Source organism: Paraburkholderia unamae (assembly GCF_003096875.1).
Taxonomy (GTDB): domain Bacteria; phylum Pseudomonadota; class Gammaproteobacteria; order Burkholderiales; family Burkholderiaceae; genus Paraburkholderia; species Paraburkholderia unamae.
Window position 1 is genome coordinate 801522 of record NZ_QEOB01000001.1, and the last position, 18279, is coordinate 819800.

Annotated in this window: 17 protein-coding genes; 8 read left to right on the forward strand and 9 right to left on the reverse strand. The window is 65.9% G+C overall.

Going from position 1 to position 18279, the window contains the following annotated elements; genetic code table 11:
• Nucleotides 1-61 precede the first annotated feature (61 nt).
• From C7402_RS03570 to C7402_RS03585, 4 genes are read right to left on the reverse strand one after another with little or no spacing between them, the layout of a single operon-like run.
• On the reverse strand, nucleotides 62-811 hold the full coding sequence (locus C7402_RS03570) for a PqiC family protein (RefSeq protein ID WP_112171904.1): 750 nt from the start codon (nucleotides 809-811) through the stop codon (nucleotides 62-64).
• Complete coding sequence (locus C7402_RS03575) at nucleotides 808-2445, reverse strand: PqiB family protein (protein ID WP_112171903.1); 1638 nt, start codon at nucleotides 2443-2445, stop codon at nucleotides 808-810. The genes C7402_RS03570 and C7402_RS03575 overlap by 4 nt, the downstream gene beginning before the upstream one ends.
• Nucleotides 2438-3106, reverse strand: coding sequence for a paraquat-inducible protein A (locus tag C7402_RS03580; RefSeq protein WP_116609614.1), 669 nt, complete (start codon nucleotides 3104-3106; stop codon nucleotides 2438-2440). The genes C7402_RS03575 and C7402_RS03580 overlap by 8 nt, the downstream gene beginning before the upstream one ends.
• Nucleotides 3103-3954 (reverse strand): paraquat-inducible protein A, encoded by an 852-nt coding sequence (locus C7402_RS03585; protein ID WP_116609615.1) that lies wholly within the window; start codon nucleotides 3952-3954, stop codon nucleotides 3103-3105. Before C7402_RS03585 ends, C7402_RS03580 begins: the two co-directional genes overlap by 4 nt.
• A gap of 345 nt (nucleotides 3955-4299) precedes the next feature.
• Here C7402_RS03585 and C7402_RS03590 point away from each other — a divergent pair, with 345 nt between their 5' ends.
• Nucleotides 4300-4899, forward strand: coding sequence for a YceI family protein (locus tag C7402_RS03590; RefSeq protein WP_116609616.1), 600 nt, complete (start codon nucleotides 4300-4302; stop codon nucleotides 4897-4899).
• An 88-nt stretch (nucleotides 4900-4987) separates the two neighbouring features.
• Nucleotides 4988-5551 (forward strand): YceI family protein, encoded by a 564-nt coding sequence (locus tag C7402_RS03595; RefSeq protein WP_112172117.1) that lies wholly within the window; start codon nucleotides 4988-4990, stop codon nucleotides 5549-5551.
• A 67-nt stretch (nucleotides 5552-5618) separates the two neighbouring features.
• Here C7402_RS03595 and secF read toward each other — a convergent pair whose 3' ends face one another.
• The 5 genes from secF to queA form a co-directional block, all read right to left on the reverse strand.
• A complete protein-coding gene (gene secF / locus C7402_RS03600; RefSeq protein WP_112171899.1) occupies nucleotides 5619-6569 on the reverse strand; it encodes a protein translocase subunit SecF in 951 nt (316 codons plus the stop codon).
• 15 nt (nucleotides 6570-6584) lie between these two features.
• Nucleotides 6585-8654, reverse strand: coding sequence for a protein translocase subunit SecD (gene secD, locus C7402_RS03605; protein WP_116609617.1), 2070 nt, complete (start codon nucleotides 8652-8654; stop codon nucleotides 6585-6587).
• Nucleotides 8655-8820: 166 nt separating this feature from the next.
• Complete coding sequence (gene yajC / locus C7402_RS03610) at nucleotides 8821-9150, reverse strand: preprotein translocase subunit YajC (RefSeq protein ID WP_028201984.1); 330 nt, start codon at nucleotides 9148-9150, stop codon at nucleotides 8821-8823.
• A 249-nt stretch (nucleotides 9151-9399) separates the two neighbouring features.
• Nucleotides 9400-10599, reverse strand: a complete 1200-nt coding sequence (tgt, locus tag C7402_RS03615) for a tRNA guanosine(34) transglycosylase Tgt (protein ID WP_112171897.1) — start codon at nucleotides 10597-10599, stop codon at nucleotides 9400-9402.
• Between the two features lie 98 nt (nucleotides 10600-10697).
• Nucleotides 10698-11771, reverse strand: coding sequence for a tRNA preQ1(34) S-adenosylmethionine ribosyltransferase-isomerase QueA (gene queA / locus C7402_RS03620; protein ID WP_112171896.1), 1074 nt, complete (start codon nucleotides 11769-11771; stop codon nucleotides 10698-10700).
• A 246-nt stretch (nucleotides 11772-12017) separates the two neighbouring features.
• Here queA and recG point away from each other — a divergent pair, with 246 nt between their 5' ends.
• From recG to C7402_RS03640, 6 genes are all read left to right on the forward strand, one after another.
• Complete coding sequence (recG, locus tag C7402_RS03625; RefSeq protein ID WP_425273761.1) at nucleotides 12018-14345, forward strand: ATP-dependent DNA helicase RecG; 2328 nt, start codon at nucleotides 12018-12020, stop codon at nucleotides 14343-14345.
• Between the two features lie 163 nt (nucleotides 14346-14508).
• Nucleotides 14509-15468 carry a LysR substrate-binding domain-containing protein gene (locus tag C7402_RS03630; protein ID WP_112171894.1) on the forward strand — a complete coding sequence of 320 codons (960 nt, stop codon included), beginning with the start codon at nucleotides 14509-14511 and terminating at the stop codon, nucleotides 15466-15468.
• 207 nt (nucleotides 15469-15675) lie between these two features.
• Complete coding sequence (locus tag C7402_RS47960; RefSeq protein WP_258397053.1) at nucleotides 15676-15804, forward strand: hypothetical protein; 129 nt, start codon at nucleotides 15676-15678, stop codon at nucleotides 15802-15804.
• Nucleotides 15805-15871: 67 nt separating this feature from the next.
• On the forward strand, nucleotides 15872-17320 hold the full coding sequence (locus tag C7402_RS03635; protein ID WP_116609619.1) for a catalase: 1449 nt from the start codon (nucleotides 15872-15874) through the stop codon (nucleotides 17318-17320).
• Nucleotides 17321-17408: 88 nt separating this feature from the next.
• The gene (locus C7402_RS46730; RefSeq protein ID WP_165841769.1) at nucleotides 17409-17585 is read left to right on the forward strand and encodes a hypothetical protein; all 177 of its coding nucleotides are present in this window, start codon (nucleotides 17409-17411) and stop codon (nucleotides 17583-17585) included.
• 197 nt (nucleotides 17586-17782) lie between these two features.
• Complete coding sequence (locus C7402_RS03640; protein WP_112171892.1) at nucleotides 17783-18271, forward strand: Dps family protein; 489 nt, start codon at nucleotides 17783-17785, stop codon at nucleotides 18269-18271.
• Nucleotides 18272-18279 lie beyond the last annotated feature (8 nt).

Consider the following 18279-nt stretch of genomic DNA (forward strand, 5'->3'; position numbering starts at 1 on the left):
CAGGGGGCTGCCGCGCCGCGCCACGCACCGCCGCCGGCCGCGCCTGGGCGAAACGGGCGGCTCAGCCGCCGGCGGGCTGTTGTGAGGGTTGCTGCACGGGGGCGGCAGCGGCGGGCACGGGCTGCGGGCAGGCAATGCGCGCGACCGGCTTCGCGTGCGCGGCGGACTTCGCGCCGCTCGTCGCCGTGCTCACGCGCGGCGCGGCCGCGAGCGTGCGCACGCCGCTCGCGATCGACTGCGAGAGGTCGGCGACCGCGCGGCGATGGCCGACCACGAGCGCGTCATAGCCGTCGCCCACGGGCTCATTGAGCACGGTGCGGCAGGTCAGGACGGTTTGCGTGTCGAGCGCGCGCACGCTCCACACGGCGTCGATGAGCGCATGCGAGCCCGGCCACGATTCGAAGCGCTGCACGTTCACGCTCACGCGGTACACGGGCACGCCTTCGGGATGCGGCGAGCCGTACACGTCGATGGTGCCGAGCTGCTGCGTGAGATCGCCCGAAAGCGCGCGGCGGATCTCGTCGCCGGGCAGCGAGGCCCAGCGCTCCTGCTCCAGCACGCGCACCTGGCTCGCGTCGGTTTGCACGACGAGCTGCAATTTCGCGACCTGCGGCGGGACGTCTACAGGCGCCAGCGCGATCAGCCACGGGGCGTTGCCCGCGCTCGGCGCGGCGGCGGCCGTCGTGCGCGCGCCGTCGTCGGTCGGGCTGAGCGTGTAGAAGCGGCTGGCGGGCGAGCCGCAACCCGCCAGCGCGGCGGCCATGACCACGGCGCCGAGCGTGGCAAGGGCGGGGACGCGTCGGAACGTCATGGCTTGTCTCCTGGTTTGCCGCGCAGCAGCGATTCGGGATGGCGCTCCAGATAGTCGGAGAGCGCGTTGAGCGATTGCAGCGTGCGCGTGAGCTCCTGCATCGCCTGATGCACGTCGGACTGTAGCGGCGAGTCCTGCTGGAGCGTGGCCTGCGCGGCGCTGAAGGTCTTCTGCGCTTCGTCGAGCGTGCCGCGCATCTGCGGCAGGAGCTGGTCGTTCACCTGCGCGAACAGCTGGTTGGCGCTCTTGAGCGAGTCGTTCAGGTTGTTGCCGATCTTGTCGAACGGAATCTTGTCGAGCTTCTTCGCGATGTCCGCCACCTGAAGCTGCAACTCTTCGAGCGAGTTCGGCACCGTGGGCAGCTCCATCGGATCGTGGCTGAAGTCGACCGTCGCCTGGCTCGCCTTCGGGAAGATGTCGAGTGCGATGTAGAGCTGGCCCGTGATCAGGTTGCCCGTGCGCAACTGGCCGCGCAGGCCGCGCGCGACGAGGCGCTTGAGCAGCTCCTGGCTTTGCGGCGTGTGCGGCGCCGGCGCTTCGCCGCGGATGCGGCGCGACAGGCGCAGCGGATACAGATCCATTGTCACCGGCATGCGGAAGTTGTGCTCCTTCGGGTCGTACTCGATGCCGATGTCGGTCACCTGGCCGAGCACGATGCCGCGGAAGTCGACCGGCGCGCCCACGGAGAGCCCGCGCAACGACTGGTTGAAGTACATCACCACGCGTTGCGGCGCGCCGTCCGGCTCGCGCATCGCATCGGTCTCGTCGGAGGCGAGCGCGAAGGTGGCGTTATCAGGCGCCTGCGGGCCCATCTGTTGTCCGGAAGGCGCCTGGAATGCGAGGCCGCCCACGATGACCGTGGCGAGCGACTGCGTGTTGACCTTGATGCCGCTCGAATCGAGCTGCACGTTCACGCCGCTCGCATGCCACCAGCGCGTGTTGGTGCCCACGTACTGGTCGTACGGCGCGCCCACGAACACCTGCACCGTGACGCCGGTGCCGTCCTTGTCGAGCGAGTAGCCCGTGACCTGGCCCACCTGAATGCGCCGGAAGAAGATGGGCGTGCCGATGTCGAGCGAGCCGAGCGTTGCGCTGTGCAGCGTGTAGCGGTGGCCTTTTTCGTCGATGGTCACGGCGGGCGGCGCCTCCAGCCCGACGAAATCGCTTTGCGATTCCTGCGCGCGGCCGGCGTCCGCGCCGATATACGAGCCCGAAAGCAGCGTGGTGAGGCCCGAAACGCCGCTTGCGCCCACGCGCGGGCGCACGACCCAGAAGCGGCTGTCCTTCACGGCGAATCGTTCGGCGTCCTTCGTGAGCTCGACCGTGACGATCACGTGCGAAAGGTTGGGCGAGAGCTTGATCGCGCGCACCGAGCCGATGTCGACGTCCTTGTACTTGACCTTGGTCTTGCCCGGTTCGAGCCCTTCGGCGCTCGAAAAGCTGATCGTGATGGTCGGGCCGCGCGTGGCGACCGACTTCACGACGAGCGCCACGCCGATCAGCGCGGCGATGAGCGGCACGATCCACACGAGCGAAGGCAGCCAGCGCTTCGGCTTGACGATCTCCGGTTCGGGAAGGTTGGGCGGGAGCGGTCCGCCGCCGTTGGGCGGGGTCGGTCCTTTCGGGTTATTCATGAGGGTGATCCTGAGATTGTTGCGCAGGCTTGTGTTTGTCTTCGTCCACGGGATCCCAGATCAAGCGAGGATCGAACTGCATCGACGCGATCATCGTCAGGATCACGACCGAGCCGAACGCGATGGCGCCGGGCCCCGCCGTGATCACGGCGAGCGACTGGAAGCGTACCAGCGCGACGGTGAGCGTGACAACGAACACGTCAAGCATCGACCAGCGGCCGATGAACTCCACGAGCCGGTAGAGTTTCGAGCGTTCCACGGGGCGCCAGGTCGAGCGCCGCTGGGCGGTGAACGTGAGAAGCGAGAGCACCGAGAGCTTGAGCATCGGCACGAGAATGCTCGCGATAAACACGATGATCGCGAGCGGCCACGAGCCCGAGGTCCAGAAGTAGACCACGCCGCTCATGATGGTGTCGTCCTCGTCGCCGACGAGCGACGCCGTGTGCATGACCGGCAGCAGGTTGGCGGGAATGTAGAGCAGGGCCGCGGCGATCAGCAGCGCCCACGTGCGCATGATGCTGTCGGGGTTGCGCTCGTGCAGCGGCGAGCCGCAGCGATCACAGTGCTGGTGCGTGCCCGCGCGCGGCAGCACGTGCGGTTGCACGTGGCCGCAGGCGTGGCAGGAAATATAGCCGGCGTCGTTCGCGGTCTGGTATTTCATCGGGGCGCCTTGTTGAGCGGGCCGCCGCGCGGCTTCGCCGGTCCCGGCGCGGGCGCGGCGGGGTCACGAATCTCGGGCTCGGCCAACGGGGCGGGCAGAGCGGGCGAGGAGGGTGAAAGCGACGAAGGTGCCGGAGGCGATGGAGGCGATGGCGGGCCGTCCGGCGCGCGATGTGGTGAACCGCCGGCGCCGCCCGCCTGCCCGTTCGGCCCCGCGCCGCCCTCGCGCGGCGCGCGGGCGGCGTCGCGCAGGCCGTCGGCGATGTCCCAGAGCGTGCGCGCATCGAAAGTCACGACCACGGTGAACATGAGCGTGAGCGCGCCGAAGGCGAACAGCGCGGTTTCGGGAATCACGCGCGCGAGGCTCACCATCTTCACGATCGTGATGAGCACGCCGAGCATGAACACTTCGAGCATGCCCCAGGGGCGCACGAACTGGATCGCGCGCAGCACGAGATTGAAGCCTGGCGGGATATAGCCGCGCCTCACCGGCAGCAGCACGTACAGGAGCGCGACCATCTCCGTGAGCGGAAAGAGGATGGTTGCGCAGAACACCATCACCGCGATGATCTCCATGTCCTCGTGCCACAGCACGACGAGCGCGCCGAACAGGCTCGATTCCGTGGTGATGCCGTTCGCATCGAGTTCGATGATCGGAAACGACTGGGCGATGAGGAAGGTGACGAGCGCCGCGACGGTGACGGCGCAGATGCGGTCGAGCTGCGACGCGGCGCTGCTGTAGAGCGTCGCGCCGCAGCGCGAGCAGCGCGCTGTCTGGCGGCCGAGCAGCCGCGGTTTTCGGTAGAGCGCGTCGCAATCGTGACACGCGATCAGTTTGTCCTGGGCCATGCGGGCAGGTGACGCAAAACGACGTGAACAAAGGACGTGCGGCGTCGGCGCGCATGTCACGGGGTGCGGGCGACGCCTCGCGCCATGTTACCAAACGCGCCGGACGCTGCACCGAAACGGTCCGGCAAGCTCCGGCTGGCGCGCGCCCGCGGCAACGAGCGGGCTGCGAAGTGTGCCACGTTTGCGCCGCTCACGTACGCGAGCCCGCCCAGGCGGTGCGCGGTATCTCCAGATGTTTGTTGTCACGCAAATTGGATTATCTTTCGGGCATAGGGGCCGGCTCGCTGCGCAACGTGGCTGCGGCCAGTGCGTGAAATCCAACTGCGCAATTAACGCGAGACGATCATGAATGCATTCACGGGGTGGGGTCTGACCTGGCGGTGGCGCTCGGCCGTGGGCGCCTTTGCGCTCTGGGCGGGCGGCGCCGCGGCGTTGCTTGCGGGCGCGAGCGCCTACGCGCAGCTCGACGCGGCAAAGAGCACGATTGTCGCCGTCTCGCGCCAGATGGGCGTGGCGGTGCAGGGCAGTTTCACGAAGTTCGGCGCGCAGATCGACTTCGACCCGGCGAAGCCGGCCGCCGGCACCGCTCGGATCACGATGGACATGACCAGCTACGATCTGGGCGACGCGACCTACAATGAGTCGGTGCGCGGGCCCGAATGGTTCGACGCGAAGGCGTTCCCGCAGGCCACCTTCGTCTCGACCGCGATCGCGCCGACCGCGCCGAACCAGTACCGCGTGGACGGCAACCTGACAATCAAGGGGCGCACGCAGAAGGTGGCCGTGCCCGTCGTGCTGACGCAGCAAGGCGCGACACAAACCTTCGACGGCACGCTGCCGATCCATCGCCTCGCCTTCGACATCGGCACGGGCGAGTGGAAGGACACCTCGATGGTGGCCGACGAGGTGCTGATCAAGTTTCATATCGTCGTCGCGCACAAGTAGCGGGCAACGCACGCGGCGGCGCCGTTCCTTTGCGTTGCCTCGACTGGAGCCGCCTTTGAACACGTTCGCCTTGACGAAGTTCGCGTTGATGGCCGCAGGAGCCGCCGCGGTGACGTTTGCCGCCCAGCTGGCGCACGCCGCCGACACTTACCAGCTCGATCCGAACCACACCTTTCCGAGCTTCGAGGCCGATCATTTCGGCGGCCTTTCCATCTGGCGCGGCAAGTTCACGAAGACCACGGGCACCGTCACGCTGGATCGCGCGGCGAAAACCGGCACCGTGGACGTGACGATCGATCCGGCCTCCGTGCAGACCGGCAATCCCGAGCTCGACAAGCATCTTGTGAGCGACGAGTTCTTCAACGTCGCGCAATTTCCCACCGCCACCTACAAGGGCACGCGCATCGTTTTCGACGGCGACAAGCCGAAGGAGGTGATCGGCGAGCTCACGCTGCACGGCGTGACCCGGCCGCTCAAGCTCGAAATCGAGTCGTTCAAGTGCGTGCAGCACCCGGTGCTCAAGCGCGAGGTGTGCGGCGTGGAGGCCGAGGCGGAATTCAACCGCGACGACTTCGGCATGGACATGGGCAAGAAGTACGGCTTCAAGATGAAGACCAAGCTGCATATCCAGGCCGAAGGCATCAAGCAGTAGCACGGGCCGCTCGGCGCGGACGAAAAAAAACCGGTTCGCGTGAACCGGTTTTTTCGTTCAGGAGCGCTTACACCTGCGCGCCCGCGTTCGGATCGTTCGGATCGTACTTTTCCTTCTTGTCCTTGATGAGGTCCTCGCGCTTCACGCCGAGCCACATCGCGAGCGCCGCCGCGACGAACACCGACGAGTAGATGCCGAAGAGAATACCCACCGTCAGCGCCAGCGCGAAGTAGTGCAGCGTCGGGCCGCCGAAGAAGAACATCGAGAGCACCATCATTTCCGTACAACCGTGGGTGATGATGGTTCGCGACATCGTGCTCGTGATCGCGTGGTTGATGACTTCGCTCACGCTCATCTTGCGCTCGCGCCGGAAGGTCTCGCGAATCCGGTCGAAGATAACGACCGATTCGTTTACCGAGTAGCCGAGCACCGCGAGCACCGCCGCGAGCACCGAGAGCGAGAACTCCCACTGGAAGAACGCGAAGAAGCCCAGGATGATCACGACGTCGTGCAGGTTCGCGATCACGCCGGCCACGGCGTACTTCCATTCGAAGCGGAACGACAGGTAGATGATGATGCCCGCCACCACGCAGGCGAGCGCCATCAGGCCGTCGGTGGCGAGTTCCTTGCCGACCTGCGGGCCCACGAACTCCACGCGCTGCAACTGCACCTGTGGTTCGGCCGCCTTGAGCGTGGCCATCACCTGGTCGCTCTGCTGGGCCGAGGAGAGGCCTTGCTTGAGCGGCAGGCGGATCAGCACGTCGCGCGAGGTGCCGAAGTTCTGCACCTGGGCGTCGCCGTAGCCGATCTTCGTGAGCGAGTCGCGCAGCGGCTCTAGCGGCACCGCCTGCGGGTACTGCACTTCGATGACCGTGCCGCCCGTGAACTCGATCGACAGATGCAGGCCACGGTGGAAGAGGAAGAACACCGCCGCAATGAAGGTAATGAACGAGATCGCGTTGAAGATCAACGCGTGCTTCATGAACGGGATGTCTTTGCGGATGCGGAAAAATTCCATGGTCTTGACTCCGTATCAGCGGGACGAGCCGGTGTTGTTGCCCGAGCCGCCGGTGCCACCCTGGGCGTCGCGGCGGCGCACGACCGGCTTGGCGCGCGCGGCGCCCTTGGCTTCCTTGGCCGCCTCGCGCTTCTTGCCGCCGGTGGTGGCGGCGGTTACGGCGCGGCCGGTGTCCGTGCCGGCGTCGGCGCCGGCGCCGGCGAGCGCCGGTGCGGCTTCCTCGGGTTCCGGACGCCACACCTGGCCCACTGCGAGCGACTTGAGCTTCTTCTTGCCGCCGTACCAGAGATTCACGAGACCGCGCGAGAAGAACACGGCCGAGAACATCGACGTGAGAATGCCGATACAGTGCACGATCGCGAAGCCGCGCACCGGGCCCGAACCGAACGCGAGCAGCGCGAGACCGGCGATGAGCGTGGTCACGTTCGAGTCGAGAATCGTCGCCCAGGCGTGCGCGTAGCCGTTCTGGATGGCCAGTTGCGGCGGCGCGCCGTGGCGCAGTTCTTCGCGCACGCGCTCGTTGATGAGCACGTTCGCGTCGATTGCCATACCGAGCGCGAGCGCGATAGCCGCGATGCCGGGCAGCGTGAGCGTGGCCTGCATGAGCGAGAGCACGGCCACGAGCAGCAGCAGGTTCACCGAGAGGCCGATCATCGAGATCGCGCCGAATAGCATGTAGTACGCGATCATGAACACGGCGATGGCGGCGAAGCCGTAGATCACCGAGTCGAAACCCTTGCGAATGTTGTCCGCGCCCAGGCTCGGCCCGACTGTGCGTTCTTCGATGATGTCCATCGGCGCGGCGAGCGAACCGGCGCGCAGCAGCAGCGCGAGGTCGGCGGCGGCCTGCGGCGTGGGCTGGCCCGTGATCTGGAAGCGGTCGCCCAGTTCCGACTGGATGGTCGCCACCGTCAGCACTTCGCCCTTGCCCTTTTCGAACAGCACCATCGCCATCGGCTTGCCGATGTTGTCGCGCGAGACGGCGCGCACCGCGCGTCCGCCCGCCGAGTCGAGGCGGATGTTGACCGACGGACGCTGATGCTCGTCAAAGCCGGCCGAGGCGTCGATGATGCGGTCGCCCGTGAAGATCACCTGCTTGCGCAGGAGCACCGGCGCGGCGTTGCCTTGGGTGAACAGCTCGTCGCCCGGCGGCACCGGCGCATTCACGTCCGGATGCAGGCCCATCGGGTCGGCGAGGCGCGCTTCGAGCGTTGCCGTGCGGCCGATGATGTCCTTCGCCTTCGCGGTGTCCTGCACGCCCGGCAGCTCGACCACGATGCGGTCGTCGCCTTGCTGCTGGATCACGGGCTCGGCCACGCCAAGCTCGTTCACGCGGTTATGCAGCGTCTGGATGTTCTGCTTGAGCGCGGCTTGCTGAACCGAGGTTTTCACGGCCGGCGTGAACGTGCCGATGAGCTGTACGCCGCCTTCGGGGTTGTTCTGCGAGGCCCACTGCAATTCGGTGATGCCGCCCGAGCTTGCGAGCACCTTGCGCGCCTGCTCGGCCACGTCGGCGTCGGCGAAATTCACGACCACCGACTGGTTCACGCGGTTCACGCCGCCGTCGCGGATGTTCTTGTCACGCAGGAGCGTGCGCACGTCCGAAGCGTCGGAATCGAGCTTCTTGTTGAGCGCGCCGTTCATATCGACCTGGAGCAGGAAGTGCACGCCGCCGCGCAGGTCGAGGCCGAGATACATCGGCAGCGCGTGCAGGCCCGTGAGCCAGCGCGGCGAGGCGCTTTGCAGGTTCAGCGCGACGATGTACTGCGGGTCGCTCAGGTCGGCGTTGAGCGCTTTGTTGAGCGCGTCTTTCAGGCGCAGCTGCGTGTCCGTGTCGGCGACGCGCACGCGGATGTTCGCGTTCATCGACGAGTTGTCGAACGTGAGGTCGGTCGCCTTGATGTTGTTCGCGGCCAGCGCGGCTTCGACCTGGGCGAGCGTGCCCGAGTCGAGCTTGACGGTCGCCTTGCCGCTCGACACCTGGACGGCGGGCGCTTCGCCGAAGAAATTGGGCAATGTGTACACGAAGCCGATGACGAGCGCCACCAGCATCACGACATATTTCCAGAGGGGATAACGGTTCATTGGTTGACCCAACGGGGGAGGGGGATGGCCTGTGCGTTGCGCGCGCGTCCGGCTGAGCCTTCGGGGCGTTCCTGCATTGACGTTTTCTGGTCAGTGGCTGCGAGGGCGGGCCGGATGCGCGAGGCCGTTCGTGCGAAGGCAACGGCCCTGATGATTCTACGAGGCCTTACAGCGACTTGATCGTGCCCTTCGGCAGGATGGTCGAGACCGACGACTTCTGCACGGTGATTTCCGTGCCGTCGGCGATTTCGACGCCCACGTAGGCTTCGCTGACCTTGGTCACCTTGCCGACGATGCCGCCGCTCGTGATCACTTCGTCGCCCTTGGCCATGGCCGAGAGCATGTTGCGATGTTCTTTCTGACGCTTCATCTGCGGACGGATCATGATGAAGTACAGCACGGCGAACATCAGGATGAGCGGCAGGAAGCTCATGAGGCTCGATTCGGCACCACCTGCTGCACTGCCTTGCGCGAAGGCATTGGAAATGAACGACACGTTGGTCTCTCCGTTTTTACGATCACAAAAAGCGAGCCGGGTATTCTACCACCGGCATTCTCCACGACGATGACGCAAAATAGGCTTTCCGATCAAGCGTTTATCTCGAATCCCACCCCCGCGTTGCATGCGCGTGCGTGAAAAGCGAGGTGGCCGGAGCGCAGCGAATGCCTGGTCTGCGTCATTGTCGAGAAAGGTTATTGTAATATCTGGCGTCGGGCACGCGGCACGCCGTCGTGAGACGCCCTCTCAGTCCACGCCGCGTGCGCGCTGCTCGGCAAAGCGCTGGCGGAACGCCGCGAACGTCTTCGTTTCGATCGCCGAGCGCATCTCGCTCATCAGCTCAAGGTAGTAGTGCAGATTGTGGATCGTGTTGAGCTGCGCGCCGAGAATTTCGCCCACGCGGTGCAGGTGATGCAGGTAGCCGCGCGTGAAGTTGCGGCAGGTGTAGCAGCCGCACTGCTCGTCGAGCGGGCGCAGCGAGTTCTTGTGCGTGGCGTTGCGGATCTTGACGTCGCCAAAGCGCGTGAAGATCCAGCCGTTGCGCGCGTTGCGCGTGGGCATCACGCAGTCGAACATGTCCACGCCCGAGGCCACGCCCGCCACCAGGTCTTCCGGCGTGCCCACGCCCATCAGGTAGTGCGGCTTGTCGGCGGGCAGCTTCGGCGCGATGTGTTCGAGCACGCGCATCATGTCTTCCTTCGGCTCGCCCACCGAAAGGCCGCCGATTGCGTAGCCGTGGAACGGCATCTGCGAAAGGCCGGCGAGCGATTCGTCGCGCAGGTCCTCGAACATGCCGCCCTGCACGATGCCGAACAACGCGTTCGGGTTGCCGAGACGGTTGAACTCGTCGATCGAGCGCTGCGCCCAGCGCATCGACATGCGCATGGAATCGGCGGCTTCCTTGTGCGTGGTGGGCACGCCGTTGGTCGCGTAGGGCGTGCATTCGTCGAACTGCATGACGATGTCCGAATTCAGCACCTTCTGGATCTGCATCGACACTTCGGGTGAGAGGAACAGCTTGTCGCCGTTCACGGGCGAGGCGAAGCGCACGCCGTCTTCGGAGATCTTGCGCAGGTCGCCGAGCGAGAACACCTGGAAGCCGCCCGAATCCGTGAGGATGGGCCGGTTCCAGCCCATGAAGCGGTGCAGGCCGCCGTGCGCCTCGATCGTTTCCAGACCCGGGCGCAGCCACAGGTGGAAGGTGTTGCCGAGGACGATCTGCGCCTTCATCTCTTCCAGCTCGCGCGGCTGCGTGGCCTTCACGGTGCCGTAGGTGCCCACGGGCATGAAGATGGGCGTTTCGACCACGCCGTGATTGAGCGTGACGCGCCCGCGCCGCGCGAGGCCGTCGGTGCCGAGCAGTTCGAATTTGAGGCCGTTTTGCGGGCGTTCGCCCAGATAAGTGCCGTGTTCGGCGCGTGCGTTGTTTTGATGACCGTCGGTCATGCATGGACTCCTGTGCTACCGGAAAACAGTCCGGCGCAAATGGTGATTCGCCGTCGCGCGTTTTTTCGTGTCGCGCGAGGGCCTGGGAAACGTGCGTGTTACTTGTTGAGCGCGTCGTCGGTTTTCGTGAGCAGCATGGCGTCGCCGTAGCTGAAGAATCGATACCGCTCGGCAATGGCGTGACGATACGCCGCACGGATCGTTTCGATGCCCGCGAACGCCGAAACCAGCATCAAGAGCGTCGACTTCGGCAGGTGGAAGTTCGTCACGAGCCGGTCCACCACGCGGAACCGGTAGCCCGGCGTGATGAAAATATCGGTTTCCGCCTGGGTTGCCGCGAGTTCGCGGTTTTCGTTCGCGGCGTCGCGCGCGGCGGCTTCGAGCGCGCGCATCGAGGTCGTGCCCACCGCGATCACCCGGCCGCCGCGCGCACGCGTGGCCGCGATCTTGTCGACGAGCGACTGCGGCAGTTGATACCACTCGCTGTGCATCTTGTGCTCGGCGATATTCTCCACGCGCACGGGCTGGAACGTGCCCGCGCCCACGTGCAGCGTGAGCGTGGCGCGCTCCACGCCTTGTGCGTCGAGTTGCGCGAGCAGAGCGTCGTCGAAGTGCAGGCCCGCCGTGGGCGCGGCCACCGCGCCCGGATTCTGCGCGAACACCGTCTGGTAGCGCGTTTCGTCGCTCGCGTCGGCGTCGTGCGTGATGTAGGGCGGCAGCGGCAGGCGACCGTATTGCTCGATGAGCGTGAGGCAGTCGTCGGGGAAATGCAGTGTGTAGAACTGATCGACGCGCTCGCCGACCGTCACGTCGAACGCGTCGGCCAGGCGCAGCACCGTGCCGGGGCCGGGGCTCTTGCTCGCGCGGATCTGCGCGAGCGCCGTGCGCGCGCCGGTCAGGCGCTCCACCAGCACCTCGATCTTGCCGCCGCTGGCCTTCTGGCCGAAGAAACGCGCCTTCAGCACCTTGGTATCGTTGAAGACGAGCAGGTCGCCCGGCGCGAGGCACGCGGGCAGGTCGGAAAAGCGGCGGTCGGTGAGACGCGCGGGTTCGCCGGGCAACGGCGCGGCGTTGTCGACCTCCAGCAGTCGGCTCGCGCTGCGCTCGGGCAGGGCGGTTTGCGCGATCAGTGCCTCGGGGAGGTCGAAATCGAAATCGGAAAGCTTGAACATACGGCCTGAAATAACGGAAATGCGCCGGAGGCCCGGCGCGCGGCGGCTTTGCGGGGCCGAACCGCCAAGCGGTTGCGCCCCAAAAAGCGGCTGCGATGGCCGCCCACGCGTGATGAGCGGCTATGATTGCGGGACATGCGCGTGTGCGACATGCGTGACATGCGCGATGTGCCCGATGGCCAGGGCCGTCGCGCTGCACGCGCCGCGCCATGCCGGAAAGCCGATATTGTACTTGCGAAGCAGCCCATGCCCCCGTCCGTTAGCCGATTGATGTCCGAAGCCGATTCCGAGAGCGAAGCGCACGACGACGCGCGCACGCCCGAAGACGGCGCCCCGGCGCGGCAACCGGAGGCGGCGCAAGGCGCCGCGCTGCCCGCGCGCAAACGCGCCGCAAAAAAGTCACCGGCGAAATCCGCTGCGAAATCCGCTGCGAAATCCGCTGCGAAATCCGCTGAAAAGGCCGCGGAAAAAGCCGCCGCCAAAGACAAGCCCAAGCTCGCCAAAACCGCCGACCGCCTCGCCAAACTCGGCCTGCACAGCGACATCGACCTCGTGCTGCATCTGCCGATGCGCTACGAGGACGAAACCACGCTCACGCCCATCGGCGAGTTGCTGCCGGGCGGCATCGCGCAAACCGAAGGCGTGGTGTTCGACAACGAGATCGCCTACCGCCCGCGCCGGCAACTGGTCGTGAAGCTCCAGGACCACAACGGCGACGAACTGCACCTGCGCTTCCTGAACTTCTACGGCTCGCAGGTCGCGCAGATGGCGATCGGCAAGCGGCTGCGCGTGCGCGGCGACGTGCGCGGCGGCTTCTTCGGCATGGAGATGGTGCACCCGGCCGTGAAGGTCGTGGAGGGCGACACGCCGCTGCCGCAGGCGCTCACGCCCGTGTATCCGTCCACGGCGGGCGTGAGCCAGGCGTATCTGCGCAAGGCGATCGAGAACGCGCTCTCCCGCGCGCATTTGCCCGAGCTGCTGCCCGAAGCGGTGGCGCGCGAGTTCACGCAAGCGCTGAACCTGCCGCCGCTGATCGACGCGGTGAAGACGCTGCACCACCCGCCCATCGATGCCGACGAGCATGAGTTCATCGACGGCACGCACCCGGCCTGGACGCGCATCAAGTTCGACGAACTGCTCGCGCAGCAACTGTCGCTCAAGCGCGCGCACGAGGAGCGCCGCACGCGCGCCGCGCCCGCGATGGCGCGCCATGTCGCGGGCCGCGCGCAAGCCTCCACGCTGCTCGCGCGTCTGCGCGGCGCACTGCCGTTCACGTTGACGAGCGCGCAGGAGCGCGTGGTGGCGGAGATCGCCCACGACCTCGAACAGCCGCACCCGATGCAGCGCCTGCTGCAAGGCGACGTGGGCAGCGGCAAGACCGTGGTGGCGGCGCTCGCGGCCGCGCAGGCGATCGACGCGGGCTACCAGGCCGCGCTCATGGCGCCCACCGAAATTCTCGCGGAGCAGCACGCGCGCAAGCTGCGCGGCTGGCTCGAACCGCTCGGCGTGCAGGTGGCGTGGCTCGCGGGCAGCCTCAAGGCGAAGGAAAAGCGCGCGGCGCTCGAAGCCGCGGCGCTCGGCACGGCGCAGCTCGTGATCGGCACGCACGCGATCATTCAGGAGGCCGTGGAATTCGCGCGCCTTGGCCTCGTGATCGTCGACGAACAGCATCGCTTCGGCGTAGAGCAGCGGCTTGCCTTGCGCGCGAAGGCGCAGAACGCGAAGTCGGCCGACGAGGCGCACCGCGAGTTCCAGCCGCATCAACTGATGATGTCGGCCACGCCCATTCCGCGCACGCTCGCCATGACCTACTACGCGGACCTCGACGTTTCCACCATCGACGAGTTGCCGCCCGGCCGCACGCCGATCCTCACGAAGCTCGTGTCCGACGCGCGCCGCGAGGAAGTGATCGCGCGCGTGCGCGCGGCGGCGCTCACGGGCCGTCAGGTGTACTGGGTCTGTCCGCTGATCGAAGAAAGCGAGACGCTGCAACTGCAAACGGCGGTAGAGACTTACGAAACCCTCGTGGCCGCGCTGCCCGAACTGACCGTGGGCCTCGTGCACGGGCGTCTCGCGTCCACGGACAAGGCCGCCGTGATGGATGCGTTCTCCCGCAACGACGTGCAGTTGCTCGTGGCGACGACGGTGATCGAAGTGGGCGTGGACGTGCCCAACGCCTCGCTCATGGTGATCGAGCATGCCGAGCGCTTCGGCCTCGCGCAGTTGCACCAGCTGCGCGGTCGCGTGGGGCGGGGCAGCGCAGCTTCGGTGTGTGTGCTGCTCTACACGGGGCCGTTGTCGCTCACGGGCCGCGCGCGGCTGCAAACCATGCGCGAGACCACGGACGGCTTCGAGATCGCCCGCAAGGACCTCGAAATTCGCGGCCCCGGCGAATTCCTCGGCGCGCGCCAGTCGGGCGCGGCCATGCTGCGTTTTGCGAGCCTCGAAAACGACGCCTGGCTCATCGAGCCCGCGCGCGGCGCGGCCGAGCGCCTGTTGCAGGCATTCCCGCACGTCGTCACGCAGCACCTGAACCGCTGGCTGGGCGCGCGCGAACAATATCTGAAAGCGTAATGGACAAAAGCGTAATGGATCATTGCGCGGAACCTGCGCATGCCCACGCCGTCTGACCCTTTACGATGATCGCGCCCCGCATGGGGGTGTTGATTATTGGCGAATCGCCGCCATAGGTGTATAACTACAAACTATTGATTCACCTTTCCTGATTGGTCCCCCAATGACGCTCACTGAACTGAAATACATTGTCGCGGTAGCCCGCGAGCGCCACTTCGGACGGGCCGCGGAAGCCTGCTTCGTGAGCCAGCCGACGCTTTCGGTCGCCATCAAGAAGCTCGAAGACGAACTGAACGTACAGATTTTCGAACGCGGCACGAGCGAAGTGAGCGTGACGCCCATCGGTGAGCAGATCGTGACGCAGGCGCAGCGCGTGCTCGAGCAGACGCTCGCGATCAAGGAAATCGCCAAGCAAGGCAAGGATCCGCTGGTGGGGCCGCTGCGCCTCGGCGTGATCTATACGATCGGACCGTACCTGCTGCCCACGCTCGTCAAGCAGATGATCAAGCGCGTGCCGCAAATGCCGCTCATGCTGCAAGAGAACTACACGCTCAAGCTCATCGAGCTGCTCAAGCAGGGCGAGATCGACGTGGCCATCATGGCGCTGCCGTTCCCGGAAACCGGCCTCACGCTGCGGCCGCTCTACGACGAGCCGTTCGTCGTGGCGCTGCCCTCGGGCCATGCCTGGGAGCAGCGCGAGAAGATCGACCCGGACGATCTCAAGCAGGAAACCATGCTGCTGCTCGGCAGCGGCCACTGCTTCCGCGACCATGTGCTGGGCGTGTGCCCGGAGCTGATGCGCTTCTCGCAGAACGCGGACGGCATCCAGAAGACCTTCGAAGGCTCGTCGCTGGAAACGATCCGCCATATGGTCGCGAGCGGCGTGGGCATTACCGTGCTGCCGCGCATGTCGGTCACGGAAGTGAAGCCACACGCGGGCGGTGTCGATTCCGGCCTGCTCTCGTATGTGCCGTTCGACGAGCCGGTGCCGGACCGCCGCGTGGTGCTCGCGTGGCGCAAGAGCTTCACGCGCCTGCCGGCGATCGAGGCAATCGTCGATGCCATTCACGCCTGCGAGCTCCCAGGCGTCAAGAAGATCGAAGCCGCCGCCGAGGTGGTCTGATGTTCACGGCGCCGCGCGCCTACAGGGTGCGCGGCGCGAGCCTTGCTTCACGCGCGGCATCCGGCTGCGCGCCATTCCCTCCGATTTAGCTTGCGTCCCTAATAACTTGCGCCTATTCGATAGATTGAGTAAATCAAATTATCGAAATAGATAGCGTGAGTTAAAGTCTCTCCAACGGATCACAACCGATACCCGATGGAGGAAGCGATGCAAACCAACGTCCCGACCACGGCAGCACCCGCCGCACTCACTGCACCCAAGGCAAACGCAAGCGCCGCTTCAGGCCTTCGCACCGTAGCGTTCTCGCTGCTGGTCGATCGCGCGCTGTCCGCCTGACGGCCATCGCCGCTTCGCCTCGTTTCACCGCATGCCAGAACTCACAAGCAGACAAGGAATCCAGCACATGACCGACCGCACCCTCACCTCGGCCGCAGGCGCGCCCGTCGTCGACAACCAGAACTCGCTCACCGCCGGTCCGCGCGGTCCCGTCATGCTGCAAGACGTGTGGCTGCTCGAAAAGCTCGCTCACTTCGACCGCGAAGTGATTCCCGAGCGCCGCGTGCACGCCAAGGGCTCGGGCGCGTTCGGCACGCTCAAGGTCACGCACGACATCTCGCGCTTCACCAAGGCCAAAGTGTTCGGCGAAGCCGGCAAGGAAACGCCGCTCTTCATCCGCTTCTCGACCGTGGCGGGCGAGCGCGGCGCGGCCGACGCCGAACGCGACGTGCGCGGCTTCTCGATCAAGTTCTACACGGAAGAGGGCAACTGGGACATCGTCGGCAACAACACGCCGGTGTTCTTCATTCGCGACCCGCTCAAGTTCCCGGACTTCATCCACACGCAAAAGCGCGATCCGCGCACGAACATGCGCAGCAACGTGGCGGCGTGGGACTTCTGGGCGCGGCACCCCGAGTCGCTGCATCAGGTGACGATTCTGATGAGCGATCGCGGCATTCCGAAGAACTATCGCCAGCAGCACGGCTTCGGCTCGCACACGTTCTCGTTCATCAACGCGAACAACGAGCGCTTTTACGTGAAGTTTCACTTCAAGTCGGCGCAGGGCGTGGAGAACTACAGCGACGCCGAAGCGGCGCAGGTGATTGCTCAGGACCGCGAATCGGCACAGCGCGACCTCTTCAGCGAGATCGAGAAGGGTAATTTCCCGAAGTGGCATTTCCGCATTCAGGTGATGCCCGAGGCCGACGCCGCGAAGGTGCCGTACAACCCGTTCGACATCACGAAGGTGTGGCCGCACAAGGATTACCCGTTGATCGACGTGGGCACGATCGAGCTGAACCGCAATCCGCAGAACTATTTCGCCGATGTCGAGCAGGCCGCCTTCTCGCCCGCGAACGTGGTGCCGGGCATTGGCTTCTCGCCGGACCGCCTGTTGCAGGGCCGCTTGTTCTCGTATGGCGACACGCAGCGTTATCGCCTCGGCATCAACCATCACCAGATTCCGGTGAACGCGCCGCGCTGCCCGTTCCACTCGTATCACCGTGACGGCGCGATGCGCACCGACGGCAACCTGGGCGGCACCGTGAACTACGAGCCGAGCCGCTTCGGCGACTTCGCACAGCGTCCGCAGGCGGGCGAGCCTCCGCTCGCGGCGGGTGCGGTCGATCACTACGATCACCGCGAGGACGACGATTACTACAGCCAGCCGGGCGCGCTGTTCCGGTTGTTCGACGCGGGCCAGCGCGAGCGGCTCTTCGCGAACATCGCGCGGCATATCGACGGCGTGCCGCAGGAGATCGTCGAGCGTCAGATCGAGCACTTCCGCCGCGCCGATCCGGCGTATGCGCAAGGCGTGATCGACGCGATCGCGAAGCTTGCGGAGCAGGCGAAGTAAGGAAACGGGGCGTGGCTCGTTGTCGCATCGTTGTACCTGCGAGCCGCCCCGCAATGAGCAGGAACCGTGACGTCAAAGGAGCACGATCATGACCCGAACGATGACGATGACCCGCAAGACCCTGGGCTCCGGCGCAGCCGCCGCGATGGCACAAACACGCGCCGAAGGCACGCAGATCGTGCGCCGCGTGGTGAGCTTCGCGATTCTCGCGAGCGGTTTCGTCGCGATCGCCTCGCAAGTCCTCGCGCATCTGGCGGGTCACTGAGTCTCGCGCACTTTGCGCCAGGCGCCCGGACATCGACGCGGCTCGACCCGGACAGTAGGGCCGGATGAGCCGGTTTTTCGATATTTCCAGGCTACACTGGCAGCCGATCGAGCTCTCGCGCGGCGCCTGTGAGGCGAGTGCGCGACGGCAGCGCATCGACACGCACGCGTAGTCTCATTGCTACACAAGGAGTCGTCATGGCCAAAAAAGCAACCATACAGCATGTGAATATCGGCATCAGCGACAAGGATCGCAAGAAGATCGCGGACGGCCTCTCGCGCCTGCTCGCGGACACCTACACGCTGTATCTGAAGACGCACAACTTCCACTGGAACGTCACGGGGCCGATGTTCAACACGCTCCACCTGATGTTCGAGGGGCAGTACAACGAACTCGCGCTTGCCGTCGACGCGATCGCCGAGCGCATTCGCGCGCTGGGCGTGCACGCACCGGGCAGCTACAAGGAGTTCGCGAAGCTCTCGTCGATTCCGGAAGCCGACGGCGTGCCCGCGGCGGAAGACATGATCCGCCAGCTCGTGGAAGGTCAGGAAGCCGTGGTGCGCACGGCGCGCGCGATCTTCCCGGCAACCGAAGCCGCCAACGACGAGCCGACCGCCGACCTGCTCACGCAACGCATGCAGACGCACGAAAAGACCGCGTGGATGCTGCGCTCGCTACTCGCTTGATCCGCACG